Raw genomic sequence first — 18,549 nt, 5'->3', positions numbered from 1 at the left:
CACAAATTATAGTTTATCTAAATCACGCTCGATTTCTTCAATTTTGCTCGCAACGACTTTCTCTAAATGACGAAGATCTTTCAATATTTTCTTTTTCACATCTGCAGTCGTTTCTTTTTCTGGACGGGTGATTTTATTTAATTCATCGATGATAAGCGTTAGGTTGCGATTGATTTCTGTGGTTTCTTTATAGCGATTGCTGCCACCATCAACAAGAACATTTTTTACTTGGCGTGGGTATTTAAATTTTACGCTTTTTGCAAAGAGTTCGCCTTTTTGTTTACCAAAGTAAATTTTTAACACGTCTTTTTGCGCCTCTTGTCGTAAAGAGTAACGCTCAATTTTTTCAGGCTCTGATATTCCTAGGTTAATTAAGTATGGGTACATAGCTAACTCCATTATTATGACTAAATATTAATTGATAAGGTTATCAATATTTTTGATTAATGCTGCTTTTAGTTCCGTTTGCTTTTCATCATCTAGTCGTCCACCAAGATCTGAGGTTAATATAAATAAATCTTCAGCTCTCTCACCAATGGTTGTTATTTTTGCAGCATGAAGATTAATGCTAAGCTGAGCGAAGGTGGCGCCGACGGTAGCGAGTAACCCTGGTGTATCTAATGCAACAAATTCCATTAATGTTCGCTTCCCTGTTCTTGTTGGGAGAAACTCCATACGCGTTTTTACCGTAAAGTGTTGTAGCTGACGGGGTGGACGACGTGTTTTGATATGAGTTTCTTGTGTTTCAAGTTCAACAGCATACAGTTGAGCAATTAATCGTTGCTGCCTTTCTTCATCTATAGGGTCATCGTTTTGATCTAAAACCATAAAGGTATCAAGTGCGTAACCATCTTTACTTGACATGACTTGAGCATCATAGATAGTAATACTGCGTCTATCCAATTCCGCGGCAACCGTGGCAAATAGGTGAGCTTTATCTTTACTGTAGATAAATATTTCTGTACCACCTCGGGTTGGATTTTTGCTGATGAGAATGAGTGACTTCTCTATGTCTGAATGATTGAGAAGGTTGCTTGCGTGCCATGCAATTTGTTGATGGGTATGGCGCAAGAAATAGTCAGCTTTAAAGCGACGCCATAGATCTTCAATTTGCCACTGCGTAAATCCTTCAGATCTAAGTTGAGCTGAAGCCATGTGCTGATTATGGCGAATACGATCACGCAGGTCGGGTGGATTTTCTAACCCTCTGCGCAGGGCTCTTTGAGTCGCATTATATAAATCAGCAATTAGAGAGCGTTTCCAGCTGTTCCAAAGATCAGGGTTAGTTGCACAAATATCGGCAACGGTCAGGCAAACTAAATAGTCGAGACGTTCTTCATCTCGAACTTGTTTGGCGAACTCGGTAATCACATCAGGATCATAAATATCACGGCGCTGTGCAGTAACAGACATCAATAAATGGCTTTTAACCAACCAAGAGACTAAGTTTGCTTCGGGTTTTGAAAGACCATGAATAATACAAAATTCGTAAGCATCGACGGCGCCTAATTCTGAGTGATCTCCCCCACGTCCTTTGGCGATATCATGAAAGATCGCCGCGATGATTAATAGTTCTTTTTTAATCATTTTTGGATAGACTTCGCAGCAAATAGGGTGTTTTTCTCGGTTCTTTGGGTCTGAAAATTTATTAATGTGTTTTAGTAAGCGAATACTATGCTCATCTACGGTATAGGCATGAAATAAATCAAACTGCATTTGTCCAACAATGTGGCTCCACTGAGGTAAATAAGCAGAGATAACACCTAACTTATGCATTGAACTAAAGGCGTTATGGAGCGCATTTGGGTGTTGAGTTAGTTGTAAAAATTTTACACGCGCTTCTGGGATATCACATAAAAAACGATTCAAACGGCGTCGAGCTGTGCGTAATTGTCGCATTGTTGGAGGGGAAACGCCTTCAATACTCGAATCACTGGCCATTAATAAGAACATATCCAGAATGGTATCAGGACGAGCTTGGAATAAAGCAGGCTTTCTTGCTTCAATAAGACGACCGCGACGTTGAAAATCATTATTGATAATAATGGCTTTAGTTTGTTCACCTTGGTTAAGGATGGCTTGGTCGAATATTTTTAATAGCATGCTATTAAGTTCAGCAACACGTCGTAAAGTGCGGTAGAACTCTTTCATCATGCGCTCGACACCACGGTTGCCTTCACCGATAAAACCTAAATGTTCAGCGACAGAAGCTTGGTGGCCAAAGGTGAGTCGATTATCGTAACGTTTTAGCTCAATATGTAAAGCAAAGCGAACGCGCCATAAGAACTCTTGGCATTCTAATAATTCTCGATACTCAGCGTCTGTTAAGAAACCAGCTTGGCTCATCTCAAGTAGAGACGTTGCTCCAAAATGACGTCGAGCAATCCAGCTAAGGGTATGAATATCTCTCAGCCCGCCTGGGCTTGATTTAATATCGGGCTCTAAGTTATAAGTGGTGTCGTGATAGCGACTATGGCGTTTTTTTTGCTCATCAATTTTAGCTTGATAAAAGGATTCACTTGGCCAGAAACTATCTGAGTGAATATTCAGCTTTAATTGATGAGCAAGCTCTTTATCGCCGCAGATATAACGTGATTCTTGTAAGTTTGTCGCTACGGTTAAGTCGCTTTTTCCAATGTCAATACATTCAGATAAAGTTCGTACACTGTGGCCGACTTCTAGCTTTAAATCCCAGAGTAAGGTAACGAAATGGCTGACTTTTTGACAAAATTTCTCGTCAGTATTTCCTTTGGTAAGCAATAGAATATCAATATCAGACAAAGGGTGAAGTTCGCGGCGTCCATAACCACCAACGGCAATGAGCGAGGTGTCTGAGGTTTCATTAAATGCAAAGAAAGTCCAAAGGCGAGACAGTAATTGGTCAAAATAATCAGCACGTTGTAGCACTAAGTCCGACACAGGTAAGCTTTGATGGAAACAATCAATTTGATATTGAGAGAAAAGGGCAAGCTGATTTTTTATCTCGGTAATCGTGAGTTGCTGATCAGATAAAGCAAGAGGCGATGTGTATTTCATAGCAATCCCTGCTGATAAAAAAACAGAAGACCAAAGCCTTCTGTTTATGTTTATTATTTATTGTTCATGTGGCGAGGAATCGTTTCCTCTGCGCGAAGGGTTAATACTTCGCAACCAGTTTCAGTAACCAAAATAGTATGTTCCCACTGAGCGGTATTTTTACCGTCACCAGTATAGACAGTCCAACCATCGTTATCATCTTGAAGACAACCAAATTTACCTAGGTTAATCATTGGTTCGATAGTGAAGGTCATGCCTTCTTTTAAAATGGTTCGATCGTTATTTTTATAATGAACAATTTGTGGCTCTTCATGGAACTCAGAGCCAATGCCGTGACCGCAATAATCACGAACAATTGAACATTTAGGTGTTGTACCTTTAATGTATTTTTGGATAGCAGTACCAATTTCACCAAGTTTTACACCAGGTTTCACTTTACGCATGCCAACATATAAGCTTTCTTGAGCGATTAAACATAGACGCTTATCGGTAGCGCTAACGTCACCAATTAAAAACATCTTAGAAGTATCGCCATGATAGCCATCTTTAATTACAGTAATGTCGATATTAAGAATATCACCATCTTTTAAAACCGCAGGTTTTACGAAACCATTGTACTGCTCATCTTGTGCTGCTGGAATGCCGTGACACACAATATGATTGATTGATGTGCAAATAGATTTAGGGAAGCCATGGTAGTTCAGTGGTGCAGGGATAGCCCCTTGCACTTCAGTAATGTGCTTATGGCAAATTTGGTTAAGTTCCTCAGTGGTAACCCCTGCTTTAACATAAGGTTCAATCATCTCGAGTACTTCTGCGGCCAGTTGACCGGCTATACGCATTTTTTCAATTTCAGCGGCGTTTTTAATTTTTACTGACATGGGCTTTTCTCTATCTAAAAATAAATCGTATTAAACGATAATGGTTCTTAGTTTACCTAGCCAATCTTTATCTTTCAATTATAAGGTGAACTGAGAGCGTGGATCAGTCAAATGATCGTTTAATCGTAGTGAATTATGTGAAAAGGGTAGATTTTAACCGCGTTTTTATGGTATAAAGCGCGCCGGATTGATGAACAATTTGTTCTCAATACCGACTATACTTTAATTTTAAATCACACACATACCGTCACGCTGTCCGGGGTGCTCAACTTTTTTGATTTTTTCAAATGGTTAGGGTCGGATTACAAGCGGGGTATGTGGAGGCTTAACCCCATTTAATAGAGGAATTCTCAAATGGCAACTGTATCAATGCGCGATATGCTTAAAGCTGGTGTTCACTTCGGTCACCAAACTCGTTACTGGAACCCAAAAATGAAGCCATTCATCTTTGGTGCTCGTAACAAAGTTCATATCATCAACTTAGAAAAAACGGTACCAATGTTCAACGAAGCTTTAGCAGAACTTGCTAAAATCGGTAACAAAAAAGGTAAAGTTCTTTTCGTTGGTACTAAGCGCGCTGCATCTGAAGCTGTTAAAGAAGCTGCAATCAACAGTGATCAGTACTACGTGAACAACCGTTGGTTAGGCGGCATGCTTACTAACTTTAAAACTGTTCGTCAGTCTATCAAGCGTTTAAAAGAATTCGAAGTTCAATCTCAAGACGGTACTTTTGAGCAAATTACTAAGAAAGAAGCGCTAATGCGTACGCGTAGCATGGAAAAACTAGAGAAATCTCTAGGCGGTATCAAAAACATGAACGGTCTTCCAGACGCGTTATTTGTTATCGATGCTGATCACGAGCACATTGCAGTTAAAGAAGCAAACAACCTAGGTATCCCAGTATTTGCTGTTGTTGATACTAACTCAAACCCAGATGGCGTTGACTACATTATCCCAGGTAACGATGACGCAATCCGCGCTATCCAACTTTACCTAAACGCTGCTGCTGATTCTGTAAAGTCTGGTCGTAACCAAGACGTTGCAGCTGTAGCTGAAAAAGACGGTTTCGTAGAAGCTGAGTAATATTTCGATTCGTCGAAAATATTATTTGCTCCTAGTGAGTCTTTTGGTTTCGTAGTAAACTAAAAATAGTTAGCAGGGGCCCAATTTGGCCCCTGATTTTTAACTTTATACCTATTTATATTGAGGAATTGAGAATGGCAACTGTAACTGCTGCTCTAGTTAAAGAACTTCGTGAACGTACTGCTGCTGGTATGATGGAATGTAAGAAAGCACTTGTTGAAGCTGAAGGCGACATCGAGCTAGCGATCGAAAATATGCGTAAATCTGGCGCAGCAAAAGCGGCTAAAAAAGCAGGCAACATCGCTGCTGAAGGCACAATCATCATTAAAGAAGAAGCTGGCGTTGCTGTTCTTCTTGAAGTTAACTGTCAAACAGACTTCGTTGCTAAAGACTCAGGCTTCCTAGCATTTGCTAACGAAGTTGCTGAAACTGCTCTAGCAGAACGTCTAGACATCGAAGCGCTTCAAGCTAAATTTGAAGATGCTCGTATCGCTCTAGTAACTAAAATCGGCGAAAACATCAGCATCCGTCGCGTTCAACTAGTTGAAGGTGTTGCTTTAGCTGCTTACCGTCACGGTGAGAAAATCGGTGTTGTTGTTGCTGGTGAAGGTGAAGCTGAAACACTTAAGCACATCGCTATGCACGTTGCTGCTTCTAAGCCTGAGTATGTTAACCCATCTGACGTACCAGCTGAAGTAGTAGCAAAAGAGCAAGCTGTTCAAGTTGAAATCGCTATGAACGAAGGCAAGCCTCAAGAAATCGCCGAGAAAATGGTTATCGGCCGTATGAAGAAATTCACGGGCGAAGTTTCTCTAACAGGCCAAGCTTTCATCATGGAACCTAAGAAAACTGTTGCTGAAATTCTTAAAGAAAAAGGCGCATCAGTATCTAACTTCGTACGTTTAGAAGTTGGTGAAGGTATCGAGAAAGCGGCTGAAATGAGCTTTGCTGACGAAGTAGCTGCAGTACAAAAAGGTTAATCCTTTCGTATTGTTGATAAAAAAGACCGTGGCCTTGCTGCGGTCTTTTTGTGAATACTCAATAAATAACAAGTTATGATGATAATTGTGCCCTTTTGTGTATTTAAATTCTAATATCAAAAGGCTACAGTTATTTCGACAACTCTTAGTGAAAAGGTAAGAACCATGACGACGAACCCGAAACCAGTATATCAGCGTATTCTATTAAAACTTAGTGGTGAAGCACTTCAAGGCGAAGAGGGCTTTGGTATCGACCCTGCAACACTTGAGCGTATGGCTCAAGAAGTAAAAGAACTGATTGAACTTGGCGTACAAGTTGGTGTTGTAATCGGTGGTGGTAACCTTTTCCGTGGTGCAGGCCTTGCAGAAGCAGGTATGAACCGTGTTGTAGGTGACCACATGGGTATGCTAGCAACGGTAATGAATGGCCTTGCAATGCGAGATGCGCTTCATCGTGCTTATGTTAATGCTCGTGTAATGTCAGCGATTCCTCTTAAAGGCGTATGTGACGATTACAACTGGGCGGATGCAATCGCTCAACTTCGTCAAGGTCGTGTAGTGATCTTCTCTGCAGGTACTGGCAACCCATTCTTTACGACAGATTCAGCAGCGTGTTTACGTGGTATTGAAATTGAAGCTGACGTAGTATTAAAAGCAACCAAAGTAGACGGTGTATTCACTGCTGATCCAGTATCTAACCCAGACGCTGAATTGTATGATAAACTGGATTACAGCACAGTTCTTGAAAAAGAATTAAAAGTTATGGACTTAGCTGCATTTACTCTAGCTCGCGATCACGAAATGCCAATTCGTGTGTTTAATATGAACAAACCTGGTGCATTACGTCGCGTTGTTATGGGTGAAATTGAAGGTACTCTAATCAGTAACGCTAAATAATAGTCCGAAATAAAAATAACAATTAAGGTGAAGTTGTGATTAACGAAATCAAAAAAGACGCTCAAGAGCGCATGGAAAAAAGTGTAGAAGCACTGAAAAACAATCTATTAAAGATTCGTACAGGCCGTGCTCACCCAAGTCTTCTTGCTGGTCTTTCAGTAGAATACTATGGTGCTAAAACACCTATTAATCAAGTTGCTAACATTATTGCTGAAGATTCTCGAACTCTTGCAATTACTGTTTTCGATAAAGAACTTGCTGGTCTTGTTGAAAAAGCAATCATGATGTCAGATCTTGGCCTAAACCCAATGTCTGCTGGTACAGTAATTCGTGTACCACTTCCACCGCTAACTGAAGAGCGTCGTAAAGACCTAGTTAAAATCGTTCGTGGTGAAGCTGAAAATGGTCGTGTTGCTGTTCGTAACATCCGTCGTGATGCTAACGGTGACGTTAAAGCGCTTCTAAAAGAGAAAGAAATCTCAGAAGATGACGATCGTAAAGCACAAGATGAGATCCAAAAATTAACTGATGCTGCCGTGAAGAGTATTGATGAAGTACTTGCTGTTAAAGAAAAAGAGTTAATGGAAGTATAATTTACTTTTATTACTCATTGTTCAGGCTGATGTTTTTATCTAAATAATGATATGATATCCGTGATGAACACGATAAGAAGCGCTATGTGTAGACATTAGCGCTTTTATTTTTAAGGGAGTTATATGGCCAGTCAAATGAATAACGAGTCTTTATCATTAGAAGTATTACCCAAGCATATTGCGGTAATTATGGATGGTAATGGACGTTGGGCAAAAGCTCAGGGAAAGCCTCGTGTATTTGGTCATAAAGCGGGTGTTGATGCGGTAAGAAAAACCATATCAGCAGCCAGTAAATTAGGAATCAGTGCCATAACGCTTTTTGCTTTTAGTAGTGAAAATTGGCGTCGTCCTGAAGAGGAAGTTAGTGTTCTTATGGAGTTGTTTATCACGGTTCTTTCACGTGAAGTAAAACGTCTCCATAAAAATAATATTCAATTACGTGTTATGGGTGATACTTCTCAATTTAGTGCACGCCTTCAGAAGAAGATCCTAGAGGCTGAAGCAGTCACTGCTGAAAATACAGGCTTAGTACTCAATGTCGCGGCGAATTATGGCGGGAAATGGGATATCACCCAAGCAGTAAAACGTCTTGCTTATCAAGTAGAGCAAGGCAATTTACAGGCAGACAGCATTGATGAAGCTGCGATAGCATCTAAGTTAATGATGTCAGATTTGCCTGATGTGGATTTGATGGTAAGAACCAGTGGTGAGTGCCGTATAAGTAATTTTATGTTGTGGCAAATGGCATACGCTGAGTTCTATTTCACTGACCAATATTGGCCAGACTTCAACGAGCAAAGCTTAGCAGATGCTGTAGCTTGGTTTGTAAGTCGAGAAAGACGATTTGGGTGCACCGGTGAACAAATCCAAGCTCTAATGAACGAAAAGGATCAATAAAGTTTGAAACAGCGCATTATTACCGCTCTTATCTTAGCCCCTTTGGTTATTGCTGGCATTTTTATGCTACCAATGCCGGGCTTTCTTATTGCTATTGTTGCAATTACCTTAGTAGGATTTTGGGAGTGGACTCAGTTTACTGAATCAAAATCACGTTATATCGCTTTAATTCCTTCTGTTGCGGCCTTAGCGGCATCTCTTTTCTTATTGCCTACCTCTACACTAGAACTTGCAATACCAAGTGATGGCCACCAAGCAGTACTGCTTATCGGATCAATTTGGTGGTTAATTGCATCAGGGTTAGTGCTTACTTTTCCCAAAAGTAAAGCATTGTGGCAAAACAACCTTCCTTTAAAACACATTTTTGGTTGGCTAACCATGATCCCGTTTTTATGGAGTATTTTACTACTTCGCGCGGATCACTACGCTTTTGACAGTTTTTACGGTGCTAAATTAGTGCTGCTAGTTTGTCTTTTGGTATGGGCTGCCGATAGTGGCGCTTATTTTGCTGGCAAATCTTTTGGTAAACGTAAAATGTCGCCAGCAGTGAGCCCAAACAAAACTATTGAAGGATTAATTGGTGGTATTATTACCGCGATTATTATTGGCTGGACAGCAGCATCTGCGTTTGATATTCGTTTTGAAAGCACCGAGGCAATGCTAGGTATATTTATCGCAACCATCATTATTTCAGTGTTAGGCGATCTCGTTGAAAGTATGTTTAAACGAGCGTCTGGGATCAAGGACAGCGGAACCATTATCCCTGGTCATGGCGGCATTTTAGATCGTATAGATAGCTTAACAGCAGCATTCCCAGTGTTTGCCTTCTTGTACTTTCTATAGACCAATAGCTCTTCTTTATTGAAGAGTGAAATTAAGGTCACGGTAATTTATGCGGTAGATATTATAATCTACCGTTTTTCTATTTTTTCAATGGCAAATTATTATGCGCAAGTTAACCATTTTAGGAGCAACAGGCTCCATTGGCAGTAGTACGCTTTCAGTCGCAAAACATAACGCCGAACAATTTGAAGTTGTGGCTTTAGGTGCTGGCTCTAATGTTGAGAAGATGCTGGAACTTTGTTGTGAATGGCAACCAAAATATGTCGCAATGGCGTGTCAATCTGCAGCTGATGAACTAAAAGAACAATTTAAAGCACATCAGATCACAGCAGAAGTATTCTCTGGTGAAGAGGGCTTGTGCCATATTGCCCAGCTTGATGAGGTTGATACCGTAATGGCGGCGATTGTCGGTGCGGCAGGTCTACTTCCAACGATGTCAGCGGTTAAAGCCGGTAAACGTATTTTACTTGCAAATAAAGAAGCCTTGGTGATGTCGGGGCAATTATTTATTGATGCGGTTGAACAATATGGTGCTGAGTTATTGCCTGTAGATAGTGAGCATAATGCTATTTTTCAATGCCTTCCGGAGTCTATTCAAACCAATTTAGGCCGTTGTGATCTTGATGCTCATGGTGTGAGCTCTATTTTATTAACAGGCTCAGGCGGCCCTTTCCGTTATACTGATGTCGCTGAGCTTGATGCGGTTACGCCTGAGATGGCAATTGCGCATCCAAATTGGTCAATGGGGCCTAAAATTTCGGTTGATTCAGCAACAATGATGAATAAAGGCCTTGAGTATATTGAAGCTCGTTGGCTGTTTAATGCGAATAAAGAACAATTGAAAGTTGTCATCCACCCGCAATCAGTGATTCATTCAATGGTGCAATATAAAGATGGTTCCGTTCTCGCGCAAATGGGGCTACCAGATATGAGAACCCCCATTGCATGTACCATGTCTTACCCTAAAAGAGTAAATGCAGGTGTCGAACCGTTAGACTTTACCAAAGTTGGTGAGTTTAGCTTTATCGCTCCTGATTTTTCTCGTTATCCATGCTTAAAGTTGGCGATTGATGCGTGTTATTTAGGCCAGCATGCAACTACTGGATTAAACGCAGCAAACGAACAGTCAGTCGCTGCTTTTTTGAACGGCAAAATTAAATTTACCGATATTTCTCGAATTAATGAGTTGGTTTTGAGCAAAGTATGCGCAAACTTCCAAAACCTTGAGCTAGATAGCTTGGAAAGCCTGATTGACCTAGATAGAATGGCGCGTCATTATGCCGATGAGGCAATTAAAAAGGTTTAACTATGTCAGAACTTCTATGGAATTTAGCATCATTTATTATTGCACTAGGCATTCTTGTTGCCGTGCATGAATACGGCCACTTTTGGGTTGCGCGCCGTTGTGGTGTCATTGTTGAGAAGTTTTCCATTGGTTTCGGTAAAGCGCTTTGGAGCAAAAAAGGCAAAGATGGCACTGAATACAGTATCTCAATGATCCCGCTTGGTGGTTTTGTGAAAATGCTGGATGAACGTGTTGATGAAGTTCCTGAAGAGTTAAAAAAACACGCATTCAATAATCGTCCATTATGGCAGCGCAGTGCCATTGTTGCGGCCGGGCCACTCGCAAATTTCTTATTTGCAGTTGTGGCATGTTGGTTAGCATTTATGATTGGTGTGACGGCACTTAAACCCGTCGTTGGTCATGTCGATAATGGGTCTATATTCTCTCAAGCAGGAATTTCACCTGGTGTGGAACTAAAAGCCATTTCAGGAATCCAAACTTCCGATTGGGAAGCGGTGAATATGGCCATTGTTTCTCATATTGGTGATGAATCAATGACGGTGACTTACAGCGATAAAGAGAATATCGGTGTTGATGTGACAAAACGTCTTGATTTAACTAACTGGGTGTTTGACCCAGAAAAAGACTCTCCAATGTTGTCACTTGGTTTTCTTCCATACCGCCCAGAATTAACTCTTGATGTTGCAAATGTTAGTAGTAACAGCGCTGCTGAAAAATCGGGTTTGTTAGTTGGTGACCGCTTACTTTCAGTCAATGGCCAAACGTTAACTGAATGGCAAGGCATGGTTGATGTGATACAAGCAAATCCAAATAAAGCCGTTATTATCGCCGTTATGCGTGATGGTAAAGAGATTACTTTAACTCTGACCCCAGACAGTAAAGAAATGGCTACGGGAAAGATAATAGGCTTTGCTGGTGTTTCTCCGATATTTGAAGAGTGGCCAGAAGGCTACCGATATGATAAACAATATGGTCCAATTGTTGCTTTTGGGAAGGCAATTGAAAAAACAGGCAGTATTATCGATTTAACGTTAACGATGACAAAGAAATTGTTCACCGGTGACGTTGCTTTAAATAACTTAAGTGGCCCTATTTCTATTGCAAAAGGAGCAGGGACAACAGCCGAATATGGGTTAGTATCATTTTTAGGTTTTTTAGCCCTAATTAGTGTTAATTTAGGTATTATTAATTTATTACCTCTTCCGGTTCTGGATGGCGGGCATTTACTCTTTTTTGCTATTGAAGGCATTACGCGTAAACCAGTACCAGAGCAAGTTCAAGAGATTGGTTATAAAGTAGGTACAGTAATGATAATGTCATTAATGGCTGTCGCTTTATTTAACGACTTTATGCGCCTTTAAGTAGTAGCAGGGAATTATAAAACGTATTATGGCGATGAAAAAATTGTTGATTGCTTCACTGCTGTTTAGCAGTGTAGCAGCGCAGAGCGCAGAAACATTTGTAGTGGATGATATACGCTTCGAGGGATTACAGCGTGTCGCATTAGGTGCAGCATTACTTAAAACTCCAGTTCGAATTGGAGACTCAATGAGTCAACAAGACGTATCTCAAGTCATTCAAGCTTTATTTGCTTCAGGTAACTTTGAAGATGTTAAAGTATACCGTGATGGTAATGCATTACTAATCAAGGTTACTGAGCGTCCGACGATCGCGAATATCTCTTTTTCTGGCAATAAAGCCATTAAAGAGGAGCAGATGCAGCAGAACTTAGAAGCATCATCGATTCGTGTCGGCGAAGCACTTGATAGAACAACCTTAAGTAATATTGAAAAAGGGCTAGAAGATTTCTATTACAGTGTTGGTAAGTATAACGCGACGGTTCATGCTGTCGTTACTCCACTTCCTCGTAACCGTGCTGATTTAAAGTTTGTTTTCACTGAAGGTGTTTCGGCAAAAATCCAGCAAATTAACTTTATTGGTAATGAGGTCTTTACCGATGATGAGTTATTGGGACGTTTTAATCTTAACGTAGATGTGGCTTGGTGGAATTTCTTGGCGGATGAAAAATATCAGAAACAAGTTCTTGCTGGTGATATTGAAGCGTTACGTTCATATTATCTTGATCGTGGCTATTTAAAGTTTCAAGTTGATTCAACTCAAGTATCTATCTCTCCGGATAAAAAAGGCGTCTATATCACACTGACGATAAAAGAGGGTGAACCTTATACTGTTAGTGGCGTTAAATTCCAAGGTGAGTTAATCGGTAAAGAAAAAGAGTTTCAAGAACTGGTTCCTTTTGAAGATGGCGATGTTTATAACGGTTCTGCAGTTACTCGTTTAGAAGAAAATATTAAACGTATTTTAGGTGAAGCGGGTTACGCTTATCCTCAAGTTCGTACCATGCCTGAATTTGACGATGAGAACCAAACTGTATCTTTAGTAATTAATGTCGAAGCCGGCAACCGCATGTATGTTCGCGATATTAAATTTGTCGGTAACACCTCGACTAAAGATGAAGTATTACGTCGTGAAATGCGCCAGATGGAAAGTGCTTGGTTAAACTCAAAGTCGATTGAGACAGGTAAAAATCGTTTGAATCGTCTAGGTTTCTTTGAAACGGTTGATGTACAAACTATTCGTGTTCCTGGCTCTGATGATCAAGTAGATCTGGTTTATTCTGTAAAAGAAGCAAACTCGGGCAGCGTAAACTTTGGTGTTGGTTATGGTTCTGAATCAGGCATAAGTTTCCAAGTAGGCCTTCAGCAAGATAACTTCATTGGTTCTGGTAACCGTGTTGGCATCAATGCCATGATGAATGATTACCAAAAGAACATCAGTTTAGATTACCGTGATCCTTACTGGAACCTCGATGGTGTCAGCTTAGGTGGTAAGATCTTTTATAACGAATTTGAAGCCTCTGATGCGGGTATTGTTGACTATACCAATCAAAGTTACGGTAGCAGTTTAACATGGGGCTTCCCATTTGATGAGCTAAACTATTTTGAGGTGGGTGTTGGTTATACTCATAATAAAATAGGTAACCTGGATGAGAATGAACAAGTAAGCAAATTTAAAGAGTCGGTTGGCGATGCTTATGATGACAAAAATAATGAGTTAAACTTAAATGATTTTGATGTCACTTTATCGTGGACGCGCAATAATCTGAACAAAGGGTACTTCCCAACGGCAGGTAACTATCAACGTGCATCATATAAAATATCAACGCCAAACTCTGATGCGAAATACTTTAAAGCGCAGTATGAAGTGCGCCAATACTTCCCATTAACCAAAAAGCATGAGTTTGCTTTATTAATGCGTGGTAAGGCGGGTTATGGTAACGGTTATGGCAAAACGGATGGTAATGATAATCTGTACCCATTCTATGAGAACTTTTATGCCGGTGGTTTTACAACCTTACGTGGCTTTGGTTCAAACTCAGTAGGTCCTAGAGCGGTTTATGCTCAAGGTTCTGGTCCTGCTGGAGGAAACAATCCAGAATATATCGTTACAGATGATTCAACCGGTGGTAATGCGACAGCGTTAGCCAGTGTTGAATTGATTGTACCAACCCCATTTGCAAGCGAAGAAACTCAAAGCCAAATTCGAACCAGTGTGTTCTTTGATATGGCAAGTGTGTGGGATACGGAAGCAAAGTATAGTGATAGCCAAATCGCAAGCGGCAGTCAATATTATTACGACTATTCAGACCCTGGTAACTTCCGTTCTTCATACGGTGCAGCGCTGCAATGGATGTCTCCAATGGGACCTTTGGTATTCTCAGTAGCGAAACCGGTGAAAATTTATGAAGGTGATGATGAAGAATTCTTCAGTTTCACCATCGGTCGAACTTTCTAAGCATTGATAGCTCTAATAGAAAAGTGTTAATGTAAACTGTATTAGTTTATATACGATAATAGTTAACTAAGGATATGATTTTGAAAAAATTAGTGAAAGCAGCCGCTTTAGGCGCAGTACTGGTAAGTGGTTCATTTTTTGCTAATGCAGCAGAAGCAGCAACCAAGATTGGCTATGTAAATATGGCTCAGATCGTTCAACAAATGCCGCAACGTGAAGCAATTTCTGAAAAACTTCGTGCTGAATTTAAAGATCGTATCGATGAGTTGCGTAGCCTTGAATCGAAAATCAAAGATAAAGTTGAAACGATCAAGCGTGATGGTGAATTACTTGGTGCATCAGGTCAAACTAAATTAGAGCGTGAAATCGCTTCACTTCAGTCTGATTACAAACTAAAAGCACAAGCTTTAGATGAAGATAACCGTCGTCGTCAAGGCGAAGAACGTCAAAAATTGATTATGCAAGTTCAACAAACAGTTGAAAAAGTAGCAAATAAAGAAGGTTACGATATGGTTGTTGATGCAGCGACACTGCTTTGGGCAAAACCAGAAGACAACCTATCAGAAAAAGTTATCAAAGCAATTAAATAAGGTTCACCATGACACGTATTACGCTTGCTGAATTGGCAGAAAAACTTGGTGCAACAGTTCATGGAAATGGAGATGTTGCTGTTCACTCTATCGCTTCGATGAGTAAAGCTTCTGAAGGAGATATTACTTTCCTTTCAGATGCTAAATACCGCAAGCACTTAGCAGAATGTAAAGCGTCTGCGGTGATAGTAAAAGAAGCAGATATTGAATTTTGCCAATCAAATGCATTAATAATGAAGGACCCGTACCTAGGGTTTGCATTAGCGGCGCAAGCGTTAGATACCACACCTGCACCAGCAACAAACATTGCCGCATCAGCTTATATCGCTGACGATGCCATTATTGGTGAAGGCGTTGCTATTGGACATCATGCAGTCATTGAATCAAAAGCAGTGATTGCTGATGGTGCATTTATCGGTGCGGGTTGCTTTATTGGACAAGAAGCTAAAATTGGTAAAAATACGAAATTATGGGCAAATGTCTCTATTTACCACCGCGTTGAACTTGGTGAGTCGTGTCTTGTACAATCAGGAACCGTGATTGGTTCAGATGGTTTTGGTTATGCGAATGATCGAGGTACTTGGGTTAAAATCCCACAGCTAGGAACCGTGATTATTGGCGACAATGTTGAAATTGGAGCCAACACAGCGATTGACCGTGGTGCGATTGATAATACGGTAATAGAAAGCAATGTAATCATTGATAACCAAATTCAAATTGCGCATAACGTACAAATCGGATCTGGTTCAGCGATGGCTGGTGGTACTATAGTTGCTGGCAGTACTAAAATTGGTAAGCACTGTATTATTGGCGGTGGCTCTGTAATTAATGGTCATATCGAAATTACTGATGGTGTAACTATCACCGGTATGGGTATGGTGATGAGAGGCATTGATGAAAAAGGCATGTATTCATCAGGCATTCCACTGCAAACCAATAAAGAATGGCGTAAAACAGCGACTCGAGTTCATAAAATTGATGAAATGAACAAGCGACTAAAAGCCGTTGAGAAAAAGCTAGTTGATTAATATCAGTTTTACTACATTCTGATTAATAAGTATTGGTCTGCATTTTGCAGACCTTTTTCTATCTATTATTACTCTATTTGAGCTACACTATTGCTCAGATACGATATTGTTTTACAGGAATACTATTTTGACTCGTGAAAATAAAACATTAAATATTACTGAAATCCAAGAGTTACTACCTCATCGTTACCCATTTCTATTGGTTGACCGAGTAACTGATTTCGAAGAAGAGAAATACTTACACGCGATCAAGAATGTGTCTGTGAATGAGCCTCAATTTACAGGTCACTTCCCACAAATGCCTATTTTTCCTGGTGTATTAATTCTTGAAGCGATGGCTCAAGCAACCGGATTATTGGCGTTTAAATCATTTGGTGCTCCTGCTGAGAATGAACTGTATTACTTTGCAAGTATCGATAAAGCAAAATTCCGTAAGCCAGTAGTACCAGGCGACCAATTAGTTCTTGAAGTTGAATTTATTAAAGATCGCCGTGGCATCGCATTATTTAACGGTGTAGCTAAAGTTGACGGTGATGTCGTTTGTTCTGCTGAACTTAAGTGTGCAAGACGAGAGTTTTAATTATGATTCATGAAAGCGCTAACATTCATCCATCAGTCGTTATTGAAGGTAATGTAACGATTGAAGCTAATGTATCTATTGGCCCATTTACTTACATTTCAGGCAATGTAACGATTGGTGAAGGCACAGAAGTGATGTCTCATGTTGTTATCAAAGGCGATACAACAATAGGCAAAGAAAACCGAATTTTTGCTTTTGCAATTATTGGTGAAGAAAGCCAAGATAAAAAATACAGTGGCGAACCAACAGCGGTTGTCATTGGTGATCGTAACGTTATCCGTGAAAGTGTTCAAATTCATCGTGGTACGGTTCAAGATCGTGGTGTAACAACAATTGGTAGTGATAATCTACTTTGCGTAAATGTTCATATTGCGCATGACTGTATTGTTGGTGACAACATTATCATGGGCAACAATGCGACATTAGCTGGCCATGTAACAATTGAAGATTACGCGATTGTTTCTGCACTATCTCCAGTTCATCAGTTCTGTACTGTTGGTGCTCATAGTTTTATTGGCGGTGCTTCTGTTGTTGTTCAAGACGTACCTCCATTTGTTATGGCACAAGGTAACCATTGTAAGCCGTTTGGTATTAATATCGAAGGCCTAAAGCGTCGTGGTTTTGAGAAGTCAGAAATTCACGCTATTCGCCGAGCTTATAAAGCCCTTTACCGTAATGGTAATACGCTTGAAGAAGCGAAAGTAGAAATAAACAAAGAAATTGAAGCATTTCCAGTACTTCAAGGCTTCTTAGATTTGTTTGAGAAATCAACGCGCGGTATTATTCGTTAATCACGGCGTTTAGAAAAATATAAGCATATTATAAAGGCCTATCAATGTAGGCCTTTTTTATTTTGGAGCAAAAATGACCAAACCATTACGAATCGGTATTGTCGCTGGTGAGCTGTCGGGAGATACGCTAGGCGAAGGCTTTATTAAGTCAATTAAAGCACAATACCCAGATGCTGAGTTTGTTGGGATCGGCGGACCAAAAATGATAGCTCAAGGCTGTAATTCTTTATTTGATATGGAAGAGTTAGCCGTAATGGGATTGGTTGAAGTGCTTGGCCGTTTACCTCGTCTATTGAAAGTAAAAGCAGAGTTAGTGCGCAACTTTACTCAAAATCCACCCGATGTATTTATTGGTATTGATGCCCCTGATTTTAACCTTCGTCTTGAAAAAACGCTAAAAGACAACGGAATTAAAACAGTTCATTACGTTAGTCCATCGGTATGGGCGTGGCGTCCAAAGCGTATTTTTAAAATTGATGCGGCAACGGACCTAGTGTTGGCTTTTCTGCCATTTGAAAAAGCATTCTATGATAAATACAATGTGGCTTGTGAATTTATTGGTCATACCCTTGCTGATGCCATTCCCATGCACAGTGACAAAACCGCGGCAAGAGATCTTCTTGGGCTAGAGCAAGATCGCCAATGGCTTGCGGTTTTACCGGGCAGCCGAGGTGGTGAAGTGGCATTAATTGCCAAACCATTTATTGAAACCTGCCAGCGTATCCATAAACAACACCCTAAAATGGGATTTGTTGTGGCAGCGGTAAATGAAAAACGCCGTGAGCAATTTGAGAAAATTTGGAAAGAAACAGCGCCAGAATTAGAATTTACTATTATTCAAGATACGGCTCGTAACGTAATGACAGCAGCAGATGCAGTGTTACTTGCTTCAGGAACGGTTGCTCTTGAATGCATGCTCGTTAAACGCCCAATGGTGGTTGGCTACCAAGTAAATAAACTGACTGGCTGGATCGCGCAAAAGCTGTCGATTACAGAGTTTGTGTCATTACCGAATGTACTCGCAGGTAAAGAGCTCGTTCAGGAGTTTATTCAAGAAGAGTGTCATCCTGATTTTCTTTATCCAGCAATGGAAAAAGTATTACGCGGTGATAATCATGAACTGATTGAAAAGTTTACCGAGATGCATCAGTGGATTCAAAAAGATGCCGATAAACAGGCAGCTAATGCTGTTTTACGTTTAATTAATAAAGAAATTACAGAATAACCT

The 18,549-nt window shown here is 40.3% G+C and carries 17 protein-coding genes; 14 read left to right on the top strand and 3 right to left on the bottom strand.

Going from position 1 to position 18,549, the window contains the following annotated elements; translation table 11 throughout:
• Window positions 1-6 precede the first annotated feature (6 nt).
• From F8B77_RS05260 to map, 3 genes are read right to left on the bottom strand one after another with little or no spacing between them, the layout of a single operon-like run.
• Complete coding sequence (locus F8B77_RS05260; RefSeq protein ID WP_151654355.1) at window positions 7-387, bottom strand: DUF3461 family protein; 381 nt, start codon at window positions 385-387, stop codon at window positions 7-9.
• Window positions 388-414: 27 nt separating this feature from the next.
• Window positions 415-3,036 (bottom strand): bifunctional uridylyltransferase/uridylyl-removing protein GlnD, encoded by a 2,622-nt coding sequence (gene glnD, locus F8B77_RS05255; protein WP_151654353.1) that lies wholly within the window; start codon window positions 3,034-3,036, stop codon window positions 415-417.
• 53 nt (window positions 3,037-3,089) lie between these two features.
• Window positions 3,090-3,917, bottom strand: coding sequence for a type I methionyl aminopeptidase (map, locus tag F8B77_RS05250; RefSeq protein WP_151654351.1), 828 nt, complete (start codon window positions 3,915-3,917; stop codon window positions 3,090-3,092).
• Window positions 3,918-4,271: 354 nt separating this feature from the next.
• On the opposite strand from map, the gene rpsB reads away from it, so the two are divergent.
• The 14 genes from rpsB to lpxB all read left to right on the top strand — a co-directional run bounded on the left by rpsB (window position 4,272) and on the right by lpxB (window position 18,546).
• Complete coding sequence (gene rpsB, locus F8B77_RS05245) at window positions 4,272-5,000, top strand: 30S ribosomal protein S2 (RefSeq protein ID WP_130044035.1); 729 nt, start codon at window positions 4,272-4,274, stop codon at window positions 4,998-5,000.
• Between the two features lie 134 nt (window positions 5,001-5,134).
• The gene (gene tsf / locus F8B77_RS05240) at window positions 5,135-5,980 is read left to right on the top strand and encodes a translation elongation factor Ts (RefSeq protein ID WP_151654349.1); all 846 of its coding nucleotides are present in this window, start codon (window positions 5,135-5,137) and stop codon (window positions 5,978-5,980) included.
• Between the two features lie 165 nt (window positions 5,981-6,145).
• A complete protein-coding gene (gene pyrH / locus F8B77_RS05235; RefSeq protein WP_151654347.1) occupies window positions 6,146-6,877 on the top strand; it encodes a UMP kinase in 732 nt (243 codons plus the stop codon).
• Window positions 6,878-6,912: 35 nt separating this feature from the next.
• A complete protein-coding gene (gene frr / locus F8B77_RS05230; protein ID WP_130044038.1) occupies window positions 6,913-7,470 on the top strand; it encodes a ribosome recycling factor in 558 nt (185 codons plus the stop codon).
• Window positions 7,471-7,605: 135 nt separating this feature from the next.
• A complete protein-coding gene (locus F8B77_RS05225; RefSeq protein WP_208846092.1) occupies window positions 7,606-8,367 on the top strand; it encodes an isoprenyl transferase in 762 nt (253 codons plus the stop codon).
• Window positions 8,368-8,370: 3 nt separating this feature from the next.
• Window positions 8,371-9,210: a phosphatidate cytidylyltransferase gene (locus F8B77_RS05220; RefSeq protein WP_151654343.1), complete on the top strand. Its 840-nt coding sequence runs from the start codon at window positions 8,371-8,373 to the stop codon at window positions 9,208-9,210.
• 103 nt (window positions 9,211-9,313) lie between these two features.
• Window positions 9,314-10,516 (top strand): 1-deoxy-D-xylulose-5-phosphate reductoisomerase, encoded by a 1,203-nt coding sequence (gene ispC, locus F8B77_RS05215; RefSeq protein WP_151654341.1) that lies wholly within the window; start codon window positions 9,314-9,316, stop codon window positions 10,514-10,516.
• A gap of 2 nt (window positions 10,517-10,518) precedes the next feature.
• A complete protein-coding gene (gene rseP / locus F8B77_RS05210) occupies window positions 10,519-11,877 on the top strand; it encodes a sigma E protease regulator RseP (RefSeq protein WP_151654339.1) in 1,359 nt (452 codons plus the stop codon).
• Window positions 11,878-11,905: 28 nt separating this feature from the next.
• A complete protein-coding gene (gene bamA / locus F8B77_RS05205; RefSeq protein WP_151654338.1) occupies window positions 11,906-14,332 on the top strand; it encodes an outer membrane protein assembly factor BamA in 2,427 nt (808 codons plus the stop codon).
• 74 nt (window positions 14,333-14,406) lie between these two features.
• Complete coding sequence (locus F8B77_RS05200; protein WP_130044044.1) at window positions 14,407-14,922, top strand: OmpH family outer membrane protein; 516 nt, start codon at window positions 14,407-14,409, stop codon at window positions 14,920-14,922.
• A gap of 8 nt (window positions 14,923-14,930) precedes the next feature.
• The gene (gene lpxD / locus F8B77_RS05195) at window positions 14,931-15,950 is read left to right on the top strand and encodes a UDP-3-O-(3-hydroxymyristoyl)glucosamine N-acyltransferase (RefSeq protein WP_151654336.1); all 1,020 of its coding nucleotides are present in this window, start codon (window positions 14,931-14,933) and stop codon (window positions 15,948-15,950) included.
• Between the two features lie 127 nt (window positions 15,951-16,077).
• On the top strand, window positions 16,078-16,530 hold the full coding sequence (gene fabZ / locus F8B77_RS05190) for a 3-hydroxyacyl-ACP dehydratase FabZ (protein ID WP_130047701.1): 453 nt from the start codon (window positions 16,078-16,080) through the stop codon (window positions 16,528-16,530).
• Between the two features lie 2 nt (window positions 16,531-16,532).
• Window positions 16,533-17,321, top strand: coding sequence for an acyl-ACP--UDP-N-acetylglucosamine O-acyltransferase (lpxA, locus tag F8B77_RS05185; RefSeq protein ID WP_151654334.1), 789 nt, complete (start codon window positions 16,533-16,535; stop codon window positions 17,319-17,321).
• A gap of 73 nt (window positions 17,322-17,394) precedes the next feature.
• Window positions 17,395-18,546 (top strand): lipid-A-disaccharide synthase, encoded by a 1,152-nt coding sequence (gene lpxB, locus F8B77_RS05180; RefSeq protein WP_151654332.1) that lies wholly within the window; start codon window positions 17,395-17,397, stop codon window positions 18,544-18,546.
• Window positions 18,547-18,549: the final 3 nt, after the last annotated feature.

Origin of the sequence: Aliivibrio finisterrensis, from assembly GCF_008933155.1 — a bacterium.
Taxonomy (GTDB): domain Bacteria; phylum Pseudomonadota; class Gammaproteobacteria; order Enterobacterales; family Vibrionaceae; genus Aliivibrio; species Aliivibrio finisterrensis.
Note: the sequence above shows the minus strand (reverse complement) of the source record. Positions and strands in the feature narration are given on the sequence as shown.

Coding starts and splice junctions, on each gene's coding strand:
- F8B77_RS05260 (WP_151654355.1), bottom strand. CDS start 387: ATGTACCCATACTTAATTAACCTAGGAATATCAGAGCCTGAAAAAATT.
- glnD (WP_151654353.1), bottom strand. CDS start 3,036: ATGAAATACACATCGCCTCTTGCTTTATCTGATCAGCAACTCACGATT.
- map (WP_151654351.1), bottom strand. CDS start 3,917: ATGTCAGTAAAAATTAAAAACGCCGCTGAAATTGAAAAAATGCGTATA.
- rpsB (WP_130044035.1), top strand. CDS start 4,272: ATGGCAACTGTATCAATGCGCGATATGCTTAAAGCTGGTGTTCACTTC.
- tsf (WP_151654349.1), top strand. CDS start 5,135: ATGGCAACTGTAACTGCTGCTCTAGTTAAAGAACTTCGTGAACGTACT.
- pyrH (WP_151654347.1), top strand. CDS start 6,146: ATGACGACGAACCCGAAACCAGTATATCAGCGTATTCTATTAAAACTT.
- F8B77_RS05225 (WP_208846092.1), top strand. CDS start 7,606: ATGAATAACGAGTCTTTATCATTAGAAGTATTACCCAAGCATATTGCG.
- ispC (WP_151654341.1), top strand. CDS start 9,314: ATGCGCAAGTTAACCATTTTAGGAGCAACAGGCTCCATTGGCAGTAGT.
- rseP (WP_151654339.1), top strand. CDS start 10,519: ATGTCAGAACTTCTATGGAATTTAGCATCATTTATTATTGCACTAGGC.
- bamA (WP_151654338.1), top strand. CDS start 11,906: ATGGCGATGAAAAAATTGTTGATTGCTTCACTGCTGTTTAGCAGTGTA.
- F8B77_RS05200 (WP_130044044.1), top strand. CDS start 14,407: ATGATTTTGAAAAAATTAGTGAAAGCAGCCGCTTTAGGCGCAGTACTG.
- lpxD (WP_151654336.1), top strand. CDS start 14,931: ATGACACGTATTACGCTTGCTGAATTGGCAGAAAAACTTGGTGCAACA.
- lpxA (WP_151654334.1), top strand. CDS start 16,533: ATGATTCATGAAAGCGCTAACATTCATCCATCAGTCGTTATTGAAGGT.
- lpxB (WP_151654332.1), top strand. CDS start 17,395: ATGACCAAACCATTACGAATCGGTATTGTCGCTGGTGAGCTGTCGGGA.